General features: G+C 67.0%; 18 protein-coding genes. 9 read left to right on the top strand and 9 right to left on the bottom strand.

Features of this window, described 5'->3' with window-relative positions; all coding sequences use genetic code 11:
• Positions 1-3: 3 nt before the first annotated feature.
• The gene (locus BCM27_RS16405; RefSeq protein WP_004023074.1) at positions 4-1,416 is read right to left on the bottom strand and encodes an amino acid permease; all 1,413 of its coding nucleotides are present in this window, start codon (positions 1,414-1,416) and stop codon (positions 4-6) included.
• 164 nt (positions 1,417-1,580) lie between these two features.
• Here BCM27_RS16405 and holA point away from each other — a divergent pair, with 164 nt between their 5' ends.
• A complete protein-coding gene (gene holA / locus BCM27_RS16400) occupies positions 1,581-2,549 on the top strand; it encodes a DNA polymerase III subunit delta (protein ID WP_033203961.1) in 969 nt (322 codons plus the stop codon).
• 247 nt (positions 2,550-2,796) lie between these two features.
• Here holA and rpsT read toward each other — a convergent pair whose 3' ends face one another.
• Positions 2,797-3,057 (bottom strand): 30S ribosomal protein S20, encoded by a 261-nt coding sequence (gene rpsT, locus BCM27_RS16395; RefSeq protein ID WP_004023072.1) that lies wholly within the window; start codon positions 3,055-3,057, stop codon positions 2,797-2,799.
• Positions 3,058-3,296: 239 nt separating this feature from the next.
• Between rpsT and BCM27_RS16390 the strand changes: the two genes are divergently transcribed.
• From BCM27_RS16390 to BCM27_RS16375, 4 genes are all read left to right on the top strand, one after another.
• Entirely contained in the window at positions 3,297-4,454 is a 1,158-nt protein-coding gene (locus tag BCM27_RS16390) for a hypothetical protein (RefSeq protein ID WP_004023071.1), read from the top strand.
• A 92-nt stretch (positions 4,455-4,546) separates the two neighbouring features.
• Positions 4,547-6,409 carry a circularly permuted type 2 ATP-grasp protein gene (locus tag BCM27_RS16385; protein WP_004023070.1) on the top strand — a complete coding sequence of 621 codons (1,863 nt, stop codon included), beginning with the start codon at positions 4,547-4,549 and terminating at the stop codon, positions 6,407-6,409.
• Complete coding sequence (locus tag BCM27_RS16380) at positions 6,406-7,383, top strand: alpha-E domain-containing protein (RefSeq protein WP_004023068.1); 978 nt, start codon at positions 6,406-6,408, stop codon at positions 7,381-7,383. The genes BCM27_RS16385 and BCM27_RS16380 overlap by 4 nt, the downstream gene beginning before the upstream one ends.
• Positions 7,380-8,228: a transglutaminase family protein gene (locus BCM27_RS16375; RefSeq protein ID WP_004023066.1), complete on the top strand. Its 849-nt coding sequence runs from the start codon at positions 7,380-7,382 to the stop codon at positions 8,226-8,228. The genes BCM27_RS16380 and BCM27_RS16375 overlap by 4 nt, the downstream gene beginning before the upstream one ends.
• Before the next feature lie 13 nt (positions 8,229-8,241).
• On the opposite strand, the gene BCM27_RS16370 is transcribed toward BCM27_RS16375, so the two are convergent.
• Together BCM27_RS16370 and BCM27_RS16365 are read right to left on the bottom strand one after the other, a co-directional pair.
• Positions 8,242-8,667 carry a type II toxin-antitoxin system PemK/MazF family toxin gene (locus BCM27_RS16370; protein WP_004023065.1) on the bottom strand — a complete coding sequence of 142 codons (426 nt, stop codon included), beginning with the start codon at positions 8,665-8,667 and terminating at the stop codon, positions 8,242-8,244.
• Positions 8,664-9,353, bottom strand: coding sequence for an alpha/beta hydrolase family protein (locus BCM27_RS16365; protein WP_004023062.1), 690 nt, complete (start codon positions 9,351-9,353; stop codon positions 8,664-8,666). The genes BCM27_RS16370 and BCM27_RS16365 overlap by 4 nt, the downstream gene beginning before the upstream one ends.
• Positions 9,354-9,440: 87 nt before the next feature.
• On the opposite strand from BCM27_RS16365, the gene lepA reads away from it, so the two are divergent.
• Genes lepA through BCM27_RS16350 form a run of 3 tightly spaced genes read left to right on the top strand, consistent with a single transcriptional unit; the run spans position 9,441 to position 14,346 of the window.
• A complete protein-coding gene (gene lepA, locus BCM27_RS16360; RefSeq protein ID WP_275425840.1) occupies positions 9,441-11,348 on the top strand; it encodes a translation elongation factor 4 in 1,908 nt (635 codons plus the stop codon).
• Complete coding sequence (locus tag BCM27_RS16355) at positions 11,348-13,423, top strand: M3 family metallopeptidase (RefSeq protein ID WP_004023060.1); 2,076 nt, start codon at positions 11,348-11,350, stop codon at positions 13,421-13,423. The genes lepA and BCM27_RS16355 overlap by 1 nt, the downstream gene beginning before the upstream one ends.
• 8 nt (positions 13,424-13,431) lie before the next feature.
• Positions 13,432-14,346, top strand: coding sequence for a cation diffusion facilitator family transporter (locus tag BCM27_RS16350; RefSeq protein ID WP_004023059.1), 915 nt, complete (start codon positions 13,432-13,434; stop codon positions 14,344-14,346).
• 17 nt (positions 14,347-14,363) lie between these two features.
• Here the strand turns inward: BCM27_RS16350 and BCM27_RS16345 are convergent, their stop codons facing one another.
• The 5 genes from BCM27_RS16345 to BCM27_RS16325 are packed head-to-tail and all read right to left on the bottom strand — an operon-like array spanning position 14,364 to position 18,459.
• Entirely contained in the window at positions 14,364-15,140 is a 777-nt protein-coding gene (locus BCM27_RS16345; protein WP_004023058.1) for an SDR family NAD(P)-dependent oxidoreductase, read from the bottom strand.
• Between the two features lie 28 nt (positions 15,141-15,168).
• Complete coding sequence (locus BCM27_RS16340) at positions 15,169-16,386, bottom strand: TetR/AcrR family transcriptional regulator (RefSeq protein ID WP_004023057.1); 1,218 nt, start codon at positions 16,384-16,386, stop codon at positions 15,169-15,171.
• Complete coding sequence (locus BCM27_RS16335; RefSeq protein ID WP_004023056.1) at positions 16,383-16,823, bottom strand: MaoC/PaaZ C-terminal domain-containing protein; 441 nt, start codon at positions 16,821-16,823, stop codon at positions 16,383-16,385. The genes BCM27_RS16340 and BCM27_RS16335 overlap by 4 nt, the downstream gene beginning before the upstream one ends.
• Positions 16,820-17,275: a MaoC family dehydratase N-terminal domain-containing protein gene (locus BCM27_RS16330; RefSeq protein ID WP_004023055.1), complete on the bottom strand. Its 456-nt coding sequence runs from the start codon at positions 17,273-17,275 to the stop codon at positions 16,820-16,822. The genes BCM27_RS16335 and BCM27_RS16330 overlap by 4 nt, the downstream gene beginning before the upstream one ends.
• A complete protein-coding gene (locus BCM27_RS16325; protein WP_004023054.1) occupies positions 17,275-18,459 on the bottom strand; it encodes a lipid-transfer protein in 1,185 nt (394 codons plus the stop codon). The genes BCM27_RS16330 and BCM27_RS16325 overlap by 1 nt, the downstream gene beginning before the upstream one ends.
• A 226-nt stretch (positions 18,460-18,685) precedes the next feature.
• Between BCM27_RS16325 and BCM27_RS16320 the strand changes: the two genes are divergently transcribed.
• Positions 18,686-19,510, top strand: a complete 825-nt coding sequence (locus BCM27_RS16320; protein ID WP_004023053.1) for an SDR family NAD(P)-dependent oxidoreductase — start codon at positions 18,686-18,688, stop codon at positions 19,508-19,510.
• The last annotated feature ends 15 nt before the right edge of the window (positions 19,511-19,525 follow it).

The following is a 19,525-nucleotide window of genomic DNA, read 5'->3' as shown; positions in this document are numbered from 1 at the left end:
CCGTCAGACCTCGCGGTCGGCGAGCTCGCCCGCGGTGCGGTTCCACACCAGGTAGCCGATGCCGACGGCGCTGAACCAGACCGCCCCGACGATGAGCGCGATCCGACCGTCGCGGTCGAAGAACAGCAGGACGAACACGAGCACGAGGAAGGCGAGTGCGAGCCAGGTGGTCACCGGCGCGCCGGGGACCCGGTAGTCCGAGCGAGGCAGTTCGCCGCGCGCGACCTTGCGGCGGTAGACCATCTGGCAGATCAGGATCGTCGACCAGATCACGATGATGCCGACCGTCGACACCGCGGTGATGTAGGCGAAGGCGTGCACGGGATCGATGACGTTCACCACGACGCCGATCGCCATGACCGCGGCGCTCAACGTGATGCCCGCGGCGGGGACCTTGCGGTTGGACAGCCGGGTCAGCTGACGCGGGGCGTCGCCGGTGTGGGCGAGGGAGCGCAGCATGCGTCCGGTGGAGTAGATGCCGGAGTTGCACGACGAGAGGGCGGCGGTGAGCAGGATGAAGTTGACGATGCCTGCCGCGCCCGGGATGCCGATGTAGGAGAACACCGAGACGAAGGGGCTCTCGCCGGCCTGGAAGTCCTTCCAGCTGCGGACCGAGAGGATCACCAGCAGCGAGCCGACGTAGAAGATGCCGATCCGGAACGGCACGGTGTTGATGGCCTTGCGCAGGGTGACGCGCGGGTTCTGCGCCTCGCCGGCGGTCACGCCGACGAGCTCGACGCCGACATAGGCGAACATGACGATCTGCAGGCTCAGCAGCGCATTGCTGAAGCCGGTCGCGAAGAACCCGCCGTCGTTCCACAGATTCGTCACCGACGGCCCGGTCTCGGGTCCGAGCCCCGCGATCGGGAGCAGCACACCGATGCCGACGATGATCATGCCGAGGATGGCGGTGACCTTGATGGCGGAGAACCAGAATTCCGCGCGACCGAACACCCCGACGGAGATCAGGTTCGCGCCGAACAGCACGATGAGCGCGATGAGCGCGGTGACCCACACCGGAACCGAGGGCCACCAGTAGTTGATGTACTTGCCCGCCACGGTGATCTCGGCCATGCACGTCGTCGTCCACACGGCCCAGTAGGTCCAACCCTGGCTGAACCCGGCGAAGCGGCCGAGGAACTCGTCGGCGTACTCACTGATGCCCCCGGAGATCGGCCGGTAGATGAGGAGTTCGCCGAGAGCGCGCATCACGATGAAGATCGCGAGTCCCGCGAGCGCGTACGCCAGGATGAGTGCCGGTCCCGCCTTCTCGATGGCACCACCCGCTCCGTAGAACAGTCCGGTGCCGATCGCTCCGCCGATGGCGATCATCTGCACGGTGCGGGCGGTGAGTCCGCGTTGGTATCCCTCGTCGGTGTCGGCACCCGTGTGGGTGCCGGGGTGCTCGACAGTCACGCGTGCGACTCCTGGATTGTCGGTGGACCTCTGGCAGAAGCTCACCGTAACGACCCGCGATCAACCCGATTCACTCGCCCACAGGCCCTGTCCACTTTGTCGTATTCGATTGACCGGGCGGCGGTCCGGCGACCGTGTCGTGTTCGTCTGGCACCATTGTCGCCGTGACCGAACGCCTGCACCTGTTGCTCGGAGACGACGACTTCCTCACCGGCCGGGTGATCTCGGCGGTGGCCGACGCGGCGTCGAAGGCGGCGGGAACGCCTGTCCCGGTGACGCGGGTGCGTGCCGGCGATGTCAGCGAACACGAACTCGCCGAACTGCTCAGCCCGTCGCTGTTCGCCGAGGAGCGGATCGTCGTCGTCGAGGCGGCCGCCGAGGCGGGCAAGGAGCCGGCCGCACTGATCGCCGCCACGGCGTCGTCACTGCCCGAGGGCATCACGCTGATGGTCGTGCACCACGGCGGCGGGCGGGCAAAGTCGATGGTCCCGGCGCTCAAGAAGGCCGGCGCCGTCGAGCACGAGACCACGGCCCCAAAGTGGCCGTCGGAGCGGATGACGTTCGTGCGCAACGAATTCCGTTCGCTGGGTGTCAAGGTCGGCGCGGACGTCGTCGAGCAGGTCGTCGAAGGCGTCGGCTCGGAACTGCGTGAACTGGCGGCCGCGTGTGCGCAACTCGTCGCCGACACCGGCGGAAAGGTGGACCGCGAGACCGTGCGGCTGTACTACCAGGGCCGTCCCGAGGTGACCGGTTTCGAGGTGGCCGACCGCGCGGTGACGGGCGATCGGGCGGGTGCGCTGGAGTCGCTGGCCTGGGCTCTGCACCACGGGGTGCCGAGGGTGCTGCTCGCCGACGCACTCGCCGAGGCCGTGCACGCGATCGCCCGCATCCGGCCGATGGGATCGATCAACCACTTCGATGCGGCCCGAGAGCTCGGCATGCCGCCCAACCGGGTCAAGAACGTCCAGGCGAAGGCCAAGGCGTGGGATTCGGAGTCGATCGCCCGGGCGGTCGGCGTGGTCGCCGCGCTCAACGCCGATGTGAAGGGGCAGGCGGCCGACCCCGATTACAGCTTGACCCATGCGGTCGCGACCGTCGCGGAACTCCGGCCCGACGGGCGCCGACGGAGCTGAGCGTCGTTCGGTCGACTCCGAGAGGTGGGCGCGGGGAGTGGCTTCGACTCGGCGCCTCGCTCCGCTCGGGGCCGGCTCAACCAGCAGTGGGGCGACGTGGGCGCCTCGACCAGCAAGGGCTGGCTCACTCGTTAAGGGTTGAGAAACGCCGCTCACCCCGGCAACCGCGTGGATGCTGCCGGGGTGAGCGAAGGTATGAAGATGTGGCGACGGACGAACCGTCGGACCGACCGGGGTCGGTGTCAGATCAGAGCTTGTTGACCGCGAGGGCGATGGCCGACTTCTTGTTGGCGGCCTGGTTGGCGTGGATGACACCCTTGCTGGCAGCCTTGTCGAGCTTGCGGCTGGCGGTCTGGCCGAGCTCGGCAGCCTTCGCCTTGTCGCCGGACTCGACAGCCTCACGGAAGCTGCGGATCGCGGTACGAAGGGCCGACTTCACCGACTGGTTGCGCTGGCGGTTCGCTTCGTTGGTGCGATTGCGCTTGATCTGAGACTTGATGTTTGCCACGCGTGTTACCTCTGTCGTTGCTGGTGGATATGTCTGTCTGTTCGGGTCGGGCGGTCGGCCGCGGGGGCCGAACTCGCACCTGGCGGCGTCGGCGCGCGGAGGATCTCCGCGGCGTCACCGCAACAGCGCACAACATTACCAGTCGGGTTCGGCCCGCCAAAATCCGCGCCGCAGACACACCCGGCCGCCACGCCGGGCAATAAGAATCATCGTGAGTTCAAGTCTACGGTGGACTCATCATGTCCGTCGTTTATGTGCACATCGGCCTTCCCAAGACCGGGACCACCCACCTCCAGGATCGCCTCTGGCGAAACCGAGACCTGGCATTGCAGTCGTCCGGGCTGTTGTATCCGGGCAACGTGATCTCCGATCACTTCCATGCCGCAGTGCACCTGCAGCCGGACCGCTACCTCGACTGGGTCGATCCCGCGTTCGCGGGCACCTGGCCGAAGCTGCTCGGTCAGATCCGGGCCTGGCCGCAGGCGTCGCTGCTCTCGCACGAGCTCTACAGCACCGCGACCGTCGAGCAGATCGAGCGGCTGCTGGCCGATCTGTCCTTCGCCGACGAGGTGCATGTGATCGCGACCGTGCGGGACCTGGGCCGTCAGCTCCCGTCGGTCTGGCAGGAGAACGTCAAGAACCAGCGTCGGGCGTCGTTCGACGAGTTCGTCGACTCGGTGGCGTTCGCATCCGAGGGGCGCCGCAACGATGGGGCCGTCGCGCTCGAATCCCCGGCCGTCGACATGGACGAGGAACCGTTCTGGGAGTTCCAGGACTACATCGGCATCCTGGAACGCTGGTCGCGATTCGTCGGACCCGAGCGCGTACACGTCGTCACCGTGCCGGGGCGTGGGGCCGCGCGGGGTGACACGTTGTGGGATCGGTTCCTGCGGGTGATGGACATCGACCCCACCCCGCTACGCATTCCCGTCCCCAGCCTGAACAGTTCGCTGTCCGCACCGCAGGCCGAGTTCCTGCGCGGCCTCAACCGCCGCCTGCAGCCCGAGACCATCGAATGGCGCCGGTACGAGCGGATCATCAAGGGACAGCTGATCGGGGAGATCCTGTTCGAGGCGCCCTCCGGTCCGCCGCAGGGGCTCTCGGACAAGAGTCGGGAATGGGCGGCGGGGGAGTCGCGGCGGATGGTCACGGCGGTCCGTGCGGCCGGCTACGACGTCGCCGGCGATCTCGACGATCTGGTGGTGTCGCCCCAGCACGACGCCGGCGACGTACCGTCGCCCTCGGACGGCGAGGTGCTCGACGTCGCGCTCGACACCATCGCGGCGATGGTGTTGGCGGCGCCGCTGCCCAAGGTGGGTCCGCGTGCGCGGACGCGAGCGGCGAATGTGTTGCGCAGGGTCAAGCGGCGGGTGATCGCCGCGCGTCGATCATCGTGATCGACGCGCGCCGGACGGCGGTCCGGCTTCGACGGTGACACGGCCGGTCGACGTCCTGCCGATTTCGACATTCTGTAGCACCATGGCAGTTTATGACCCCCGCATCGACAAGTGCGCCAGCCAAGAAGGCGGCGCGTAAGTCCGCAGCCGCGAAAGCGGCGTCGTCCACCTCGTCCGGGCGGCCGGCCGCCGGACGATCCGGCTCGACCAAGGGTTCTGGTTCCGGCGGCCGATCGTCGAAGGGTGCGGGCGACAACGCGTCCGGGGACAACTTCACCGGCAACTTCGGCGGGTACGCAAAAGGCCCGTACGGCAAGGCTTATGACGAGATGTTCGACGCCGCCGGCGAGGTGCGCACGCCCTACCGCGGCATCTACAAGGCGATGGCCGACGAGGATCAGTCCGACCTCGTCGAGGCCCGGGTGGAAGCACTCGGGCGCGCCTACCTCGACCAGGGGGTGACGTTCTCGCTCTCGGGCAAGGAGCGTCCGTTCCCGTTGGATGTTGTGCCGCGGGTGATCTCGGCGGCGGAATGGAACAAGCTCGAGGCCGGCATCACCCAGCGCGTGCAGGCCCTCGAACTCTTCCTCGACGACATCTACGGCGAGCAGGAGATCCTGCGCGACGGGGTGTTGCCCAAGCGGCTCGTCCACTCCTGCGAGCACTTTCACCGGCAGGCCGCAAACATCCGCCCGCCCAACGGTGTTCGCATCCACGTCGCGGGTATCGACCTCATCCGCGACGAGAACGGTGACTTCCGCGTCCTCGAGGACAACCTGCGGTCGCCGTCGGGCGTGTCCTATGTGCTCGAGAACCGGCGGGCCATGGCGCGCGTGTTCCCAGACCTGTTCTCCAAGCACAAGGTCCGCGCGGTCGCCGACTATCCGAGTCACCTGCTCCGCGCCCTGCGTGCATCGGCAGCGTTCAACGAGGCCGACCCGAACATCGTCGTGCTCACCCCCGGTGTGGCGAACTCCGCTTACTTCGAGCACTCGCTGCTGGCGCGGCTGATGGGCGTCGAGCTGGTGGAGGGTCGAGACCTCTTCTGCCGCGACAACGTCGTGTACATGCGCACCACCGAGGGCGAGCAGCGGGTCGACGTCATCTACCGACGCATCGACGACGACTACCTCGACCCCATGCAGTTCCGCCCGGATTCGATGCTCGGTGTGGCCGGCCTGCTCAACGCGGCCCGCGCGGGCAACGTCGTGATCTCCAGCGCCGTCGGCAACGGCGTCGGCGACGACAAGCTGATCTACACCTACGTCCCGGAGATCATCCAGTACTACCTCGGCGAGAAGCCGAGCCTGCAGAACGTGGACACGTTGCGCTGCTGGCTGCCCGACGAGTGCGAGGAGGTGCTCGACCGCATCGACGAACTCGTCGTCAAACCCGTTGAGGGGTCGGGTGGATACGGCATCGTCTTCGGACCCGACGCGACCGGGGCCGAATTGGACGCCCTGGCGCGCAAGGTCCGCAACGACCCGCGCGGGTGGATCGCGCAGCCGGTGGTGCAGCTGTCGACGGTGCCGACCAAGATCGGCGACGACATCCGTCCGCGCCACGTCGACCTGCGTCCGTTCGCGGTCAACGACGGTGAGTCCGTGTGGGTCCTGCCCGGCGGTCTCACCCGGGTCGCGCTCCCCGAGGGATCGCTGGTCGTGAACTCGAGCCAGGGCGGCGGTTCCAAGGACACCTGGGTGCTCGCCTCGCGCACCTCGGAGGGGGATCGCGAGCTGTCGGGTGCGAAAGTCGTCACGACGAGCGGCGTCGCCGCCGCCCGCCCCGCCGAGAGCGCCCCCGATCCGGTACACACGCAGACCCAGCAGCAACAGCAGGGTTCGATGACCCAGCAGCTGGGTGACATGACGCAGCAACTGGATTCGATGTCTCTGCCCGGCAGGGCAACCCGGTCCGGCACGATGTCGCAGCGGCAGGGCGGTGACGTCCGATGATGCTGGCCCGGAACGCGGAGTCGCTGTACTGGATCGGCAGGTACGTCGAGCGCGCCGATGACATGGCGCGAATCCTCGACGTCGCGATCCACCAGATCCTCGAGGACACCACGGTCGACGTCGACCGGCAGGCGCGACTGATCATCCAGGTGCTCGGTCTCACGGCGCCGGAGGACGACGACGAACTCGATGTCTGGTCGCTGACCGAGCGCGTCGCCTACGACGCCGATGCGGTGGGATCGATCGTCGACCTCATCCGCGCGGCGCGGGAGAATGCCCGCGGCGCGCGCGAGGTCACCTCGAGCGAGTTGTGGGAGTGCTTGAACACCACCTACAACGGGCTCGACGCCGCCGAGCGTCGGTCACGTCGTCTCGGTCCGCACGAGTTCCTGTCGTATGTGAAGAACCGGGCGGCGATGTTCGCCGGCCTCGCCGATGCGACCCTCAGCCACGACGACGGCTACCGGTACCTGTTGCTGGGCCGGTCGGTGGAGCGGGTCGACATGACGATCCGGATGTTGTTGTCCCGCGCCGGTGATCGGACGTCGTCGCCGGCATGGGTCAACGTGCTCGTGTCCGCCGGCGGGCACGACACCTACCTGCGCACCTACCGCGGTGTCCTGGACGCGGAGAACATCGTCGAGTTCATGCTCCTCGACCGACTGTTCCCGCGGTCGATCTTCCACGCGCTCAGCGTCGCCGAGCACAATCTGGGCCAGCTCGAGAAGGGGCCCAGCAGGGTCGGCGCCCAGGCGGAGGCGCAACTGCTCCTCGGTCGTGCGCGCAGTTCGCTGGAGTTCCTCGAGCCGGGGAAGTTGCTCGACGATCTGCAGGACCGCCTCGTCGACCTGCAGGACACCTGCCAGGCCGTGAACGAAGCCGTCACGAAACAGTATTTCCATGTGTCGCCCTATGTCTCGTGGGCCGACGCCCGGGTCAGCGACTCGCACGTCATCGAGGAGAGTGAACTGTGAGCTGGCGCCTGCGTGTCGTCCATTCCACCGGTTTCGCCTACCACAGCCCGGTCACCTCGTCGTACAACGAAGCCCGGCTCACTCCCCGCAGTGACACCAGGCAGAACGTCATCGTGAACCGCGTCGAGACCATCCCCGCGACGAGGTCCTACCGCTACACGGATTACTGGGGCACGGCGGTCACCGCATTCGATCTGCATGCCCCGCACCACGAACTCGAGGTCTCGGGACTGTCGGTCGTCGAGACCGAGCGCGGACATCGTCCGTCCGAGGACGACGAGGCCTCGTGGGATGACATCAACGGCGACGCCGTGAAAGACCGGTACGACGAAATGCTCTCGTACACAGAATTCGTGGCGAGAAACAGGCAGCTGTTGTCGACAGCCAAGAGAGTGACCAAGGGCCTGACGCCGCAGGAGGCGGTCGAAGAGGTGAGCCGGTTCGTCCACACCGAGATGGAGTACGTGCCGGGGACCACCGGGGTGCACACGACGGCCGTCGATGCGTGGACCGATCGTAAAGGCGTGTGTCAGGACTATGCGCACCTGACCCTGTTGATGCTCCGCGGTCTCGGCATCCCTGCTCGGTACGTATCCGGCTATCTCCATCCCGAACCCGACGCCGAGATCGACAAGACGGTGCAGGGGCAGAGCCACGCCTGGATCGAGGCGTGGACCGGTGGCTGGTGGGGTTACGACCCCACCAACGACACACCGATCACCGAACAGCATGTGTCGGTCGGGGTGGGCCGTGACTACGCCGACGTGTCGCCGCTGAAAGGCATCTACACCGGCGGGGGTGCCACCGATCTTGACGTCATCGTCGAGATCACCAGGCTCGCCTGAGGATTCACGCCGGTCACCGCCAGCCGTGGTGTTCGCGCAGTTCGTTCGCGATGGCGTCGAACGTCGGACGACCGAGAATCGCTCCCTCCCGGCGGATTCCGTCATCGTCGACGACGAGCACGCGGTCGAGGCGGACGAAGCTGGGCCGGCCCTGGGAGTCCCATGGGCCCGATCCCACGGGAAGCCAATTGCCGTCGGACCGGTGGTCCTTGCTCGACAGCATGAGGCCGAGCACGGTGTCGGCCTGTTCGGCACGGGCGTCGCGGCCGACGACCAGTACCGGCCGGTCCTTCCCCTGGCTCGGATCGTCCTCGTAGGCGACCCAGGTCCACACGATCTCGCCCGGATCGGCGTCGCCGTCGAGGTCGGGGGAGTAGCTGATGGTGCGGGCGAGGTCGCCGGTCGGCCTGAGATCGGGCCGGACGTCGCGGCTGGTCACTGGTGTGTCTCCTCGGTATCCGGGAACAGGGGCAACAGGAAGTCGCGTACCGCGTCGGCGGTGAGAGACGCGGTCGGCTTCCGCTTCGGATTGAGGTCGTGTCCGACCTTCTCCAGTTCGACGATGTGCGTCGGCGCATCGATGAGAGCGATGGCCCGGCTCATCTCGTCGGTGGTGCCGAACGGGTCGGTGCTGCCGTGGACCACGAGCGTGGGCACGGTGATCGACGGCAGGTGCTCGGTGCGCAGCCGGTCGGGTTTGCCGGGGGGATGCAGCGGATAGGACGTCAGCAGCAGACCGTCGGCCAGGGCCCGCCCGTCGTCGGCGACGGCCATCGAGGCCTGCCGGCCACCATAGGAGTGTCCGCCGACGAACAGCGGCCCGTCGGACTCGCCGCGGAACGTGGCACACGCCGCACGGATCCCGTCCCGGTCGGCGGGTGAGGTCGACGGGCTGGGCGGTCCCTTGGGGCGACGTCGCCGGTACGGCAGGTCGATGCGGGCGACGACGAACCCGCGGTCGCACAGCTCGTCGGCCAGGGCGCGGAGGATCACGGCGTCGCGATTACCGCCCGCGCCGTGCGCGAGGACGAACGTGGCCCGACCCGGGGTGCCCGGACGGTGGACCTCGGCGGCGACGTCGTCGGACTCGATGGTGGTGACGGTGGACGCGGACACGGCTGCCACGGTAGCGCCTCGCCGCGTGTTCGCGGGCCTGATGGAAACGTGGCCGGGCGCGGTGCGTCGGCCGGTCATGAGAAACTGGACCACAACCTGTATCCGCATCCGTTCTCTACCGCAGTTCTCGTTCGAGGAGTAGTTCCCATTCCCAACTTCGCCGACACCACCTTCACCGATCCGGCACGTATCCGGAACTTCTGCATCATCGCCCACATCGACCACGGCAAGTCGACGCTGGCGGACCGGATGCTGCAGCTCACCGGCGTCGTCGAAGAGCGGCAGATGCGGGCGCAATATCTCGACCGGATGGACATCGAGCGCGAGCGCGGCATCACCATCAAGGCGCAGAACGTGCGTCTGCCCTGGACGGTGAAGTCCGCGGCGGGCGACGAGGACTACGTCCTGCATCTCATCGACACCCCCGGGCACGTCGACTTCACCTATGAGGTCTCGCGCGCGCTCGAGGCGTGTGAGGGCGCGGTGCTCCTCGTCGACGCCGCGCAGGGCATCGAGGCGCAGACGCTCGCCAACCTGTATCTGGCGATGGAGAACGACCTCACCATCATCCCGGTGCTGAACAAGATCGATCTGCCCGCGGCCGACCCCGAGCGCTACGCCGCCGAGCTCGCGCACATCGTGGGATGCGAACCCGAGGACGTGCTGCGGGTGTCGGGCAAGACCGGTGTCGGCGTGACCGAACTGCTCGACGAGGTCATCCGCTCGGTGCCCGCCCCGGTGGGCGACCCCGATGCCCCGGCGCGGGCGATGATCTTCGACTCGGTCTACGACACCTACCGCGGCGTGGTCACCTACGTCCGTGTCGTCGACGGCAAGGTCGTGCCGCGGGAGAAGATCCTGATGATGTCGACCGGGACCACGCACGAGTTGCTCGAGGTGGGCATCGTGTCCCCGGAGCCGAAGCCGACCAAGGGTCTGGGTGTCGGCGAGGTCGGTTACCTGATCACCGGTGTGAAGGACGTGCGGCAGTCGAAGGTCGGTGACACCGTCACCACCGCCCGGCACGGCGCCGAGCAGGCGCTCACCGGGTACCGGGAGCCGCAGCCGATGGTCTACTCGGGTCTGTATCCGCTCGACGGCTCCGACTACCCGGTGTTGCGTGAGGCACTCGAGAAGCTGCAACTCAACGACGCCGCACTGACCTTCGAGCCGGAGACCTCGGTCGCGCTCGGCTTCGGGTTCCGCTGCGGCTTCCTCGGCCTGCTGCACATGGAGATCACCCGCGAACGACTCGAGCGCGAGTTCAACCTCGACCTGATCTCGACCGCCCCCAATGTCGTCTACCGCGTGGAGATGGAAGACGGTTCCGAGCACGTGGTCACCAACCCGTCGGACTGGCCGGAGGGCAAGACCCGGCACATCTACGAGCCGATCGTCAAGACGACGGTCATCGCGCCGAGCGAGTTCATCGGCGCGATCATGGAGCTGTGTCAGTCCCGCCGCGGCGAGCTCGGCGGCATGGACTACCTGTCGGAGACGCGCGTGGAACTGCGGTACACGCTGCCGATGGCGGAGATCATCTTCGACTTCTTCGACGCGCTGAAGTCCCGCACGCGTGGCTACGCCAGCCTCGACTACGAGGAGGCGGGCGAACAGGAGGCCGACCTGGTGAAGGTCGACATCCTCCTGCAGGGCGAGGCCGTGGACGCGTTCAGTGCGATCGTGCACAAGGATGCCGCCTACGCGTACGGCAACCGGATGGCGATCAAGCTCAAGGAGCTCATCCCGCGTCAGCAGTTCGAAGTCCCCGTGCAGGCTGCGGTCGGCTCCAAGATCATCGCGCGCGAGAACATCCGCGCCATCCGCAAAGACGTGCTCGCGAAGTGTTACGGCGGCGACATCAGCCGTAAGCGCAAGCTGCTCGAGAAGCAGAAAGAGGGCAAGAAGCGGATGAAGACCATCGGCCGGGTCGACGTCCCGCAGGAGGCGTTCGTGGCCGCGCTCTCCACCGACGCGGTGGGTGACAAGCCGAAGGGGAAGTGATGACCGAAGGGGAGACGATGGCTGCAGGGCAGGGCGCCACGAGCGTGAATCCGGTACTGGTACACAGCGGTCTGCCCTACGATCTCCCCGACTTCAGGTCGATCTCCGACGACGACTTCCTGCCGGCGTTCACCTCGGCCATGGCGTCACATGTCGCCGAGGTGGAAGCGATCGCGGCCGAGGTCGCAGCGCCCACGTTCGTCAACACGATCGAGGCGCTCGAGCTCTCGGGTCGCGATCTGGCCCGGGCGTCGGGCATCTTCTTCAACCTCGTGGGACCGGACACGAACCCGAAGCGGAACGAGATCTCCCAGGAGCTCTCGACGCTCCTCACCGATCACGCGAACACGATCGCGATGAATCAGGTTCTGTTCGAGCGCATCTCCGACCTCCACGCGCGCGCCGACGATCTCGGCCTCACCGAGCCGCAGCGTCGGCTGCTCGACAAGCGGTACCGGGAATCCGTTCGCGCCGGCGCCGGACTCCCGGCCGACGCGCAGCAGGAGATGCGCGAGATCGCCTCCCGGCTGGCCTATCTCACTACGACGTTCTCCCAGAAGATCCTCGACGACACCAACGAATCGGCGGTTCTCGTCGGCGACGCAACCGACCTCGACGGCCTGTCCGCCGGGCAGATCGCGGCCGCGCGACGCGCCGCGATCGAGGCGGGACACGAGAACGGGCACCTCATCACGCTCGAGTTGCCGACGAGCCAGTCGGTGCTGACCGAACTGGCGAACGCCGATGTGCGGCAACGGGTGTTCGAAGCATCGGTGAACCGGTGCGCTCGAGGCAACGAGCACGACACCCGCGACCTGGTCCTCGAGATCGTCCGCTTGCGGGCGCGGCGCGCCGAATTGCTCGGTTACCGCGACCATGCCGAGTTCGTCATCGCCGAGCAGACCGCACCGAACCCGGCGGCGGTCGACGACATGCTCCGGGAACTCAACGCGTCGGCCATGCGTGCCGGCGGCCGCGAACTCACCCGTCTCACCGAATTCGCGGGCGATGTGCCGATCGGTCCCGCCGATCTCACGTACTGGCTCGACCGCGAGAAGCGGTCGCAGGCGTCGGTGCCACTCGACGGGTTCGCGGACTACTGCGAACTCGACACGGTGCTGACCCGGGGCGTCTTCCACGCCGCGAACACGTTGTACGGACTGCGCTTCGTCGAGCTGACCGATCTGCCGCTGTATCACCCGGACGTACGCGCGTGGGAGGTGCGCGACGACACGGGCGTCGGCATCGGCCTGTTCCTCGGCGACTTCTATGCCCGACCGTCGAAACGCGGTGGCGCATGGATGAACAACATCGTCGACCAGTCGTCGGTGCTGCAGACCCATCCGATCATCGTGAACGTGCTGAACCTGACCAAGCCCGATGCCGGACAGCCGTGTCTGCTCACGATGGATCAGCTCACCACCCTCTTCCACGAGTTCGGACACGCGCTGCACGGGCTGTTGTCGTCGGTCGAGTACCCGTCGCAGTCCGGTACGTCGGTCCCGCGGGACTTCGTCGAGTTTCCGTCGCAGGTGAACGAGATGTGGGCGCTGCACCCCGAAGTGCTGGCCAACTACGCCCGGCACCACGAGACCGGCGAGCCCATCCCGGCCGAACTGGCCGAGGCGGCACGGGAATCGGCCGGAACCGAATCTGCACACGGGACCATCGAATACCTCGCCGCGTCCTCCCTGGACCTCGCCTGGCATCGGCTGTCCGTGTCGGAGGCCGAGGCGATCGCCGATGTCGAGACCTTCGAGTCGCAGGCGCTCGCCGACGCGGGACTCCACACCGAGCTGATCCCGCCGCGCTACCGGAGTGCGTACTTCAACCACATCTTCGGCGGCGGCTACTCCGCCGGGTACTACAGCTACATCTGGTCGGAGGTGCTCGACGCCGAGACCGAGCAGTGGTTCCTCGCCGAGGGCGGGCTGCAGCGCGAGAACGGCCGGCGATTCGCCGACGCCACTCTGTCCCGCGGCGACAGCGTCGATCCGCTTGTCGCGCACGAAGGCCTGATCGGTCGCCGACCGCGGATAGACCCGTTGCTGCGGCGCCGGGGGCTCGCGGCCTGACCGGGGGCATGGCCGTGACGACGCGCACCCCACGCCGTGATCTGTCGGCGTTCGCGGTACTGAGCATCGCGACCGCGATCGTCGTGATCGGTCTCAAGCTGATCGCGTGGCGGATCACCGGTTCGGTCGGTCTGCTCTCCGACGCGCTGGAGTCGGTGGTCAATCTCGTTGCGGCGGTGGGAGCCTTCGTCGCTCTGCGGGTGGCGGCGAAGCCTGCCGACCGGAGTCACAACTTCGGACACACGAAGGCCGAGTACTTCTCGGCGGTGTTCGAGGGCGTGATGATCGTCGTCGCGGCGGTCGTCATCATCGTCACGGCCGCCGACCGTCTGTTCCATCCGCAGGAGCTCGAGGAAGTCGGTGTCGGACTGGCGATCTCGATCGGTGCGACCGCCGTCAATGCGGTCGTCGGCTGGGTGCTCATCCGAGCCGGGCGCCGCCATCGGTCACTGACACTCGAAGCCGACGGCAAACACCTCATGACCGACGTGTGGACGACCATCGGGGTGGTCGTCGGCGTCTTCCTGGTGGCCGCCACGGGCTGGCTGCCGCTCGATCCCCTGATCGCCATCGCGGTGGCGGTCAACATCCTGGTCGTGGGCGGCCGGCTGGTGTGGCGATCCGGTGCGGGGCTGATGGACGCGGCACTGCCCGACGACGAGCGGGCCACCATCGACCGGGTCCTCGCCGCGCACCGCGCCGATCGAATCGACTTCCACGACATCCGCACGCGCGAGGCGGGTCATGAGCGATTCGTGCAGATGCACATGCTGGTGCCCGGCGACTGGTCGGTGCAGCGCGCACACGACCTCGCCGAGCGGGTCGAGGACGAACTGCGCAGCGCGGTCGACGGACTGAACGTGACGATGCACGTCGAACCGATCAACGACCCACGCGCGTACGAGGACTGGCGGCTCGACTGAGTGGCGTCAGGCGTCGGTCACCCGGCCGAGGCGCGCTGGAAGTGGCCCAGCAGATCCGGGTAGCGGGCCAGGTGTGCGCCGCCGTTGAGGTCGAGGCTCTCTCCGGTGAGCCATGACGCGTGCGTCATGTAGACGGCGGCTTCGGCGACCTCCTCGGGAGTTCCCGACCGCCCCAGCGGGGTGTTGGCCAGGTAGTCCTCCTCGAGGCCCGGCACCGACATCGACGGTGTCGTGAGGGGAGTCATCACGATTCCGGGCGCGATCGCATTGACGCGGATCTTCCGCTCGGCGAGCTCGAGTGCGGCCACCTGGGTGAGCATGGCCAGGCCGGCCTTCGCCGAGCAGTAGGCGCTCATCCCGGTTCCCGGCTGCCGCGCGTTCAGCGACGACAGCGAGATGATGACCCCGCCGTCGTCCATTGCCCGCGCCGCCTGCTTGATGACCGCGAACGCTCCGGTGAGACAGACATCGACAACGCGGCGGAACTTCTCGATGGCCAAGTCCGTGACCGCTCCGGCGACGCTGAGTCCGGCGCTGTTCACGACGACGTCCACGTGCCCGCGGTGCGCTCGAACGGAGTGGAACAGTTCGCGGACCGAGTCTTCGTCGACGACGTCGACCGCTGCGGCATCATGCGGCGAACCCAGCTCGGCGGCAATGGATTCGGCGAGGTCGAGATTGCGGTCGGCGACGGTGACCACCGCTCCGTCGGCGGCCAGCGCGCGTGCGATCGCGGCTCCGATTCCGGAGGCACCTCCTATGACGACGGCGCTGCGGGGTTCGGAAGAGGACATGGCGTGCGTTCCTTCGGAATGTGGGACATCACGAGGGTTCGAGACCCCTGGGAATGACCATTGCGTGTGCGAGCGCCGACAGTTGCTCGGCGAGGCCCGGACGGGACTTGAGTTCGGGGTTCTGGCAGACGTCGGTGATGACGGCGATCGCCGCCTGCGCGAGTGCGCGCGCGTCGTCGCCGGTCACCTCGTCGGACAGCGCGGAGATCGCCTCCATCCACTCGGCGATGTATTCGCGCTGGGTTTCGCGCAGGCGGAGCTGTTCGTCGTCGGAGAGATAGAGAAGGTCCGCGGCGAGAATGTGCATGATGCGTCCATGAACGCCGAGTGCCTGGCGAACATAGGTGTCGATGAGCGTCCGGAGAACTTCCGCCGGCGTCGTCGCGTGTGCCAGGGCTTCGGCGGTGACGTAGAGCAGACCTTCGGCACCACGCTCCAGGATCGCGCTCAGCACCTGGGTCTTGCCGGTCACATGCTGATACAGAGTCGCCACCGACATCTCCGACGCCTTCGCGATGTCATCGATACGCACGTCGTAGAAGCCTCGCTCGTCGAACAAGGCGGTCGAGGCCGTGAGGATTCGCTCCCGGCGACCGGCGGGCCGACGAAGTGCCGGCGTGGGGGCCGTGACGACGTCGGTGTCGACAGCGGGGAGTCGGCAGTTGATGATTTCTCGAGCGATCGCCTGCTGGACGCTGATCAGGCGTTCGGGCGTCAGATTGCCTCGAACACTGGGGGTGTTGGAGTACATGGTCAACACCGCGAACCCGAGCAATTCTCGGTCCTGCTTGCGGGTCTCCGGTCTGACTGCGGCGATCTTCGATGCGATGCGGTCGCGGTTCTTGCGGAAGTCGTCCTCGAACTCGGCCCGATCGGCGTCGCGCAGGTGTCGCTGTTCTCGACGCCACAGGGTGGCTTCGTCGCCGTTGGCGGTGATGTCGGAAAGGCCGTCGAGAAACAGATCGAGACGCTCCTGCGGGGTCGTGCCTTGTCGATCCGCCCGGTCGGTCAGGTTTTCGACCAGGGCGACCTGGCTGCGCAACGCCTGCACCAGGATTGCGTACTTCCCTTTGAAATGCCGGTACATGGCCGGGCCGGTGAGGCCGACCGCCGAGCCGATCTGGTCGATGCTGACGTTCTGATATCCCAGATCCTGGAACAGTAGGGTCGCGGCTCGCACGATCTGTTCGGCTCGATGTTCACCCCGGGTGAGGGAGGTGGGCGCGACGTGGGTGGTGTCGGTCATGGAGCAAGTGTCGCATTCGCGTCCCGATCAGGACCGGACCAAGCCACGACGGCGGTGCCGGCAAGCGTTCGGGTGCCATCCGCCAGCCGGACGTCGAGATCGAGCACGACGCGCTGCTCGTCGTCGACGCTCACCAGCTCTTTCACGGTGGCGGTGAGGACCGGCTCGGCGAGGACCGGTGTGATCGCGGTGAATCGCGTCGACAGCTCCCGGATACTGCTCTGCGGAAAGCGCTGGGTCAACAGGCGTCCCAGGTAAGCCATGGACAGCATCCCGTGGGCGAACACGTCGTCCATGCCCGAGGCGCGGGCCGAATCGATGTCGATGTGGATGGGGTTGTGATCGCCTGATGCTCCGGCGAAGAGCGCGAGCGTGGTGCGGGTCACCGCGCCGGGTCTCAATTCGGCGACCACGTCGCCGGGGGCTGGTGCGCTCATGTCGGTTCCTGTGGATTTCTGATCACGCTGACGCTCTCGAGTTCTGCGACCACCTCGTCGCCGCGGCTCACCGTCGTACGTCGCACCAGGAAGTCCAGGGCGCCCCCGGCTTTCGAGTAGGCGTCGACGTAACGGGTGGCGAAGCCGACGGTGTCGCCTGCGTGCACGTCGGCGAAGTATCTGAACCGCTGTTCGCCGTGGAGAACCGTACCCAGGTCGACCCCGTGTGCCGCGAGGTCGCCGAATACGTCGGAGTTCTCCAGCTCGAGACCGAAGAGGAAGGTCGGCGGCGCGAGGACGTCGGGATGGCCGGCGGCGACCGCGGCGTCACGGTCGTGATGGATCGGATCGCATTCGCCGATGGCGGTGGCGAACTGGCGGATACGGCCGCGTTCTATGTCGGCGACGACGGTAGGGGACTCGACGTCGAGAATCGCTCGGTCGAGAGGCATCATGACACCTTCTCGTACAGACTCACGACGCATGCACCGCCCAGTCCGAGATTGTGCTGCAGGGCGAGACGAGCGCCCTCGACCTGGCGATCGCCGGCCTGGCCGCGCAACTGCCACACCAACTCGGCGCACTGGGCGAGGCCCGTGGCTCCGAGTGGATGCCCCTTGGACAACAGGCCGCCGGACGGGTTGGTCACGACGCGACCGCCGTAGGTGTTGTCGCCGTCGAGGACGAACTTCTCCGCGGTGCCCTCTGGGGTGAGTCCGAGACCTTCGTAGGTGATGACCTCATTGGTGGAGAAGCAGTCGTGCAGTTCGACGACGGGGATGTCGAGCGGATCGACGCCGGACAGCTCGTAGACTTCGGCCGCAGCTTTGGCGGTCATGTCGTAGCCGGCTACACGCATCATGTCGGTGGTGTCGAAGGTCCCGGGGACGTCGGTCACCATCGATTGCGCGCGGAGGCGGACGCTGGCGTCGATGCCCCGGGCGCGGGCGAACTCCTCGCTGCAGACGATGGCTGCGGCTGCGCCGTTGGTCGGCGGGCAGCACATCAGCAGGGTCAAGGGTCCCCAGATCTGCTTCGACGTCATCACAGTGTCGAGGTCGATCGGATCGCGGAACACCGCCAGCGGATTCCGGCCGGCGTGGGTCCGTGCCTTCACCGAGACACGGCCGAAGACCTCTGCCGTGACTCCGTGACGGTCCATGTACTCGATGCCTGCGCCACCGAACATCTTGGCAGCCATGGGTGCGGGCGCGTCGCCGTCGGGCCGCGACTGCGCGATCTTCTCGCCACGCTCGGTGGGGCTGGGGCGATCGCCGTAGGCGTTGACCAGCGCTCCGGGCTGCATCTGCTCGAACCCCAGAGCGAGCACGCAGTCGGCGGTGCCGGCGGCGACGGCCTGGCGAGCCAACCACAGGGCGCTCGAACCGGTCGAGCAGTTGTTGTTGACGTTGACGACCGGGATGCCGCTCATGCCGATCTCGTACAGCGCGTTCTGCCCGGATGTCGAATCGCCGTAGACATAGCCCACATAGGCCTGTTGCACGTCGGAGTAGTCCAGTCCCGCGTCGGCGAGCGCCGCGCGCGCGGCGGTTGCGCCCATCTGGTCATAGGTCTGGCTCTTGCCCGGCTTGGTGAAGGGCATTATCCCTACACCGCTGATGCAGACATTCGTCATGGTCCATCTTTCGTTCGGTGTGTTCTCGAGGCTGGTGACATCACCAAATCACATAAAGTCGTCACTAACAACACGCTCATTTCACCAGTCAGTGGGCTATTGACTCTTCATATAGGCCGAAGTTAGCATTCACCCCAGTGACTACGATCACAAGATTCCACACCGGTGGGGCGGCGCGGCAATCGCGCGGACCCCACGAACGCCGAGACGCCTTGGGAGGCAGCACGTGAGCGTGCAGAAACTGCAGGACAAAGTCGCGCTGGTATCGGGTTCGGGCCGAGGAATCGGCCGTGCGGTTGCCGTGAAGCTCGCTTCCGAGGGAGCTCGGGTGGTGGTCAACGACCTCGATCCAGAGCCGGCGAAAGAGGTTGTGGCCGAGATCGAGTCAGCAGGAGGGCAGGCGGTCGCCTGCATCGGCAGCGTCACCGACCCCGAATTCGCCGACCGTTTCGTGACGACCGCGGTGGACAACTTCGGCGGTGTCGACATCATCGTGAACAACGCCGGCTACACCTGGGACAGTGTGATCCAGAAGATGACCGACAAGCAGTGGGCCGACATCCTCGATGTGCATCTGACCGCGCCGTTCCGAATCCTGCGCGCCGCTCAACCGGTCATCAGCGCAGCGGTCAAACGGGAGCGCGAGCAGGGTTCGGTTCCCTGCCGCAAGGTCGTCAACATCTCCTCGACCTCGGGTCTGCTCGGCAACCCCGGCCAGGCGAACTATTCGTCGGCCAAAGCCGGAATGGTCGGCCTCACCAAGACCATCGCCAAGGAGTGGGGACGCTACAACGTGACCTCCAACGCGGTGGCCTACGGCGTGATCAGCACGCGTCTGACGTCGGTGACCACTGAGGCGAAGACGATCAAGGTCGAGGACCGCGACATCAGGGTCGGGATGGATCCGGCGGTGATGGAAGCGGCGACGAAGGGGATCGCCCTCGGACGTGCCGGAACGGTCGAGGAGGCGGCCGGGGCCGTCTATCTGTTGTGCAGCCCGGAGTCGAGTTACATCACCGGACAGGTCCTGGTCTGCGGTGGCGGGCTGTGACGGGTTCGTCTGCAG

Origin of the sequence: Gordonia terrae (genome assembly GCF_001698225.1) — a bacterium.
GTDB lineage: Bacteria > Actinomycetota > Actinomycetes > Mycobacteriales > Mycobacteriaceae > Gordonia > Gordonia terrae.
Note: the sequence above shows the minus strand (reverse complement) of the source record. Positions and strands in the feature narration are given on the sequence as shown.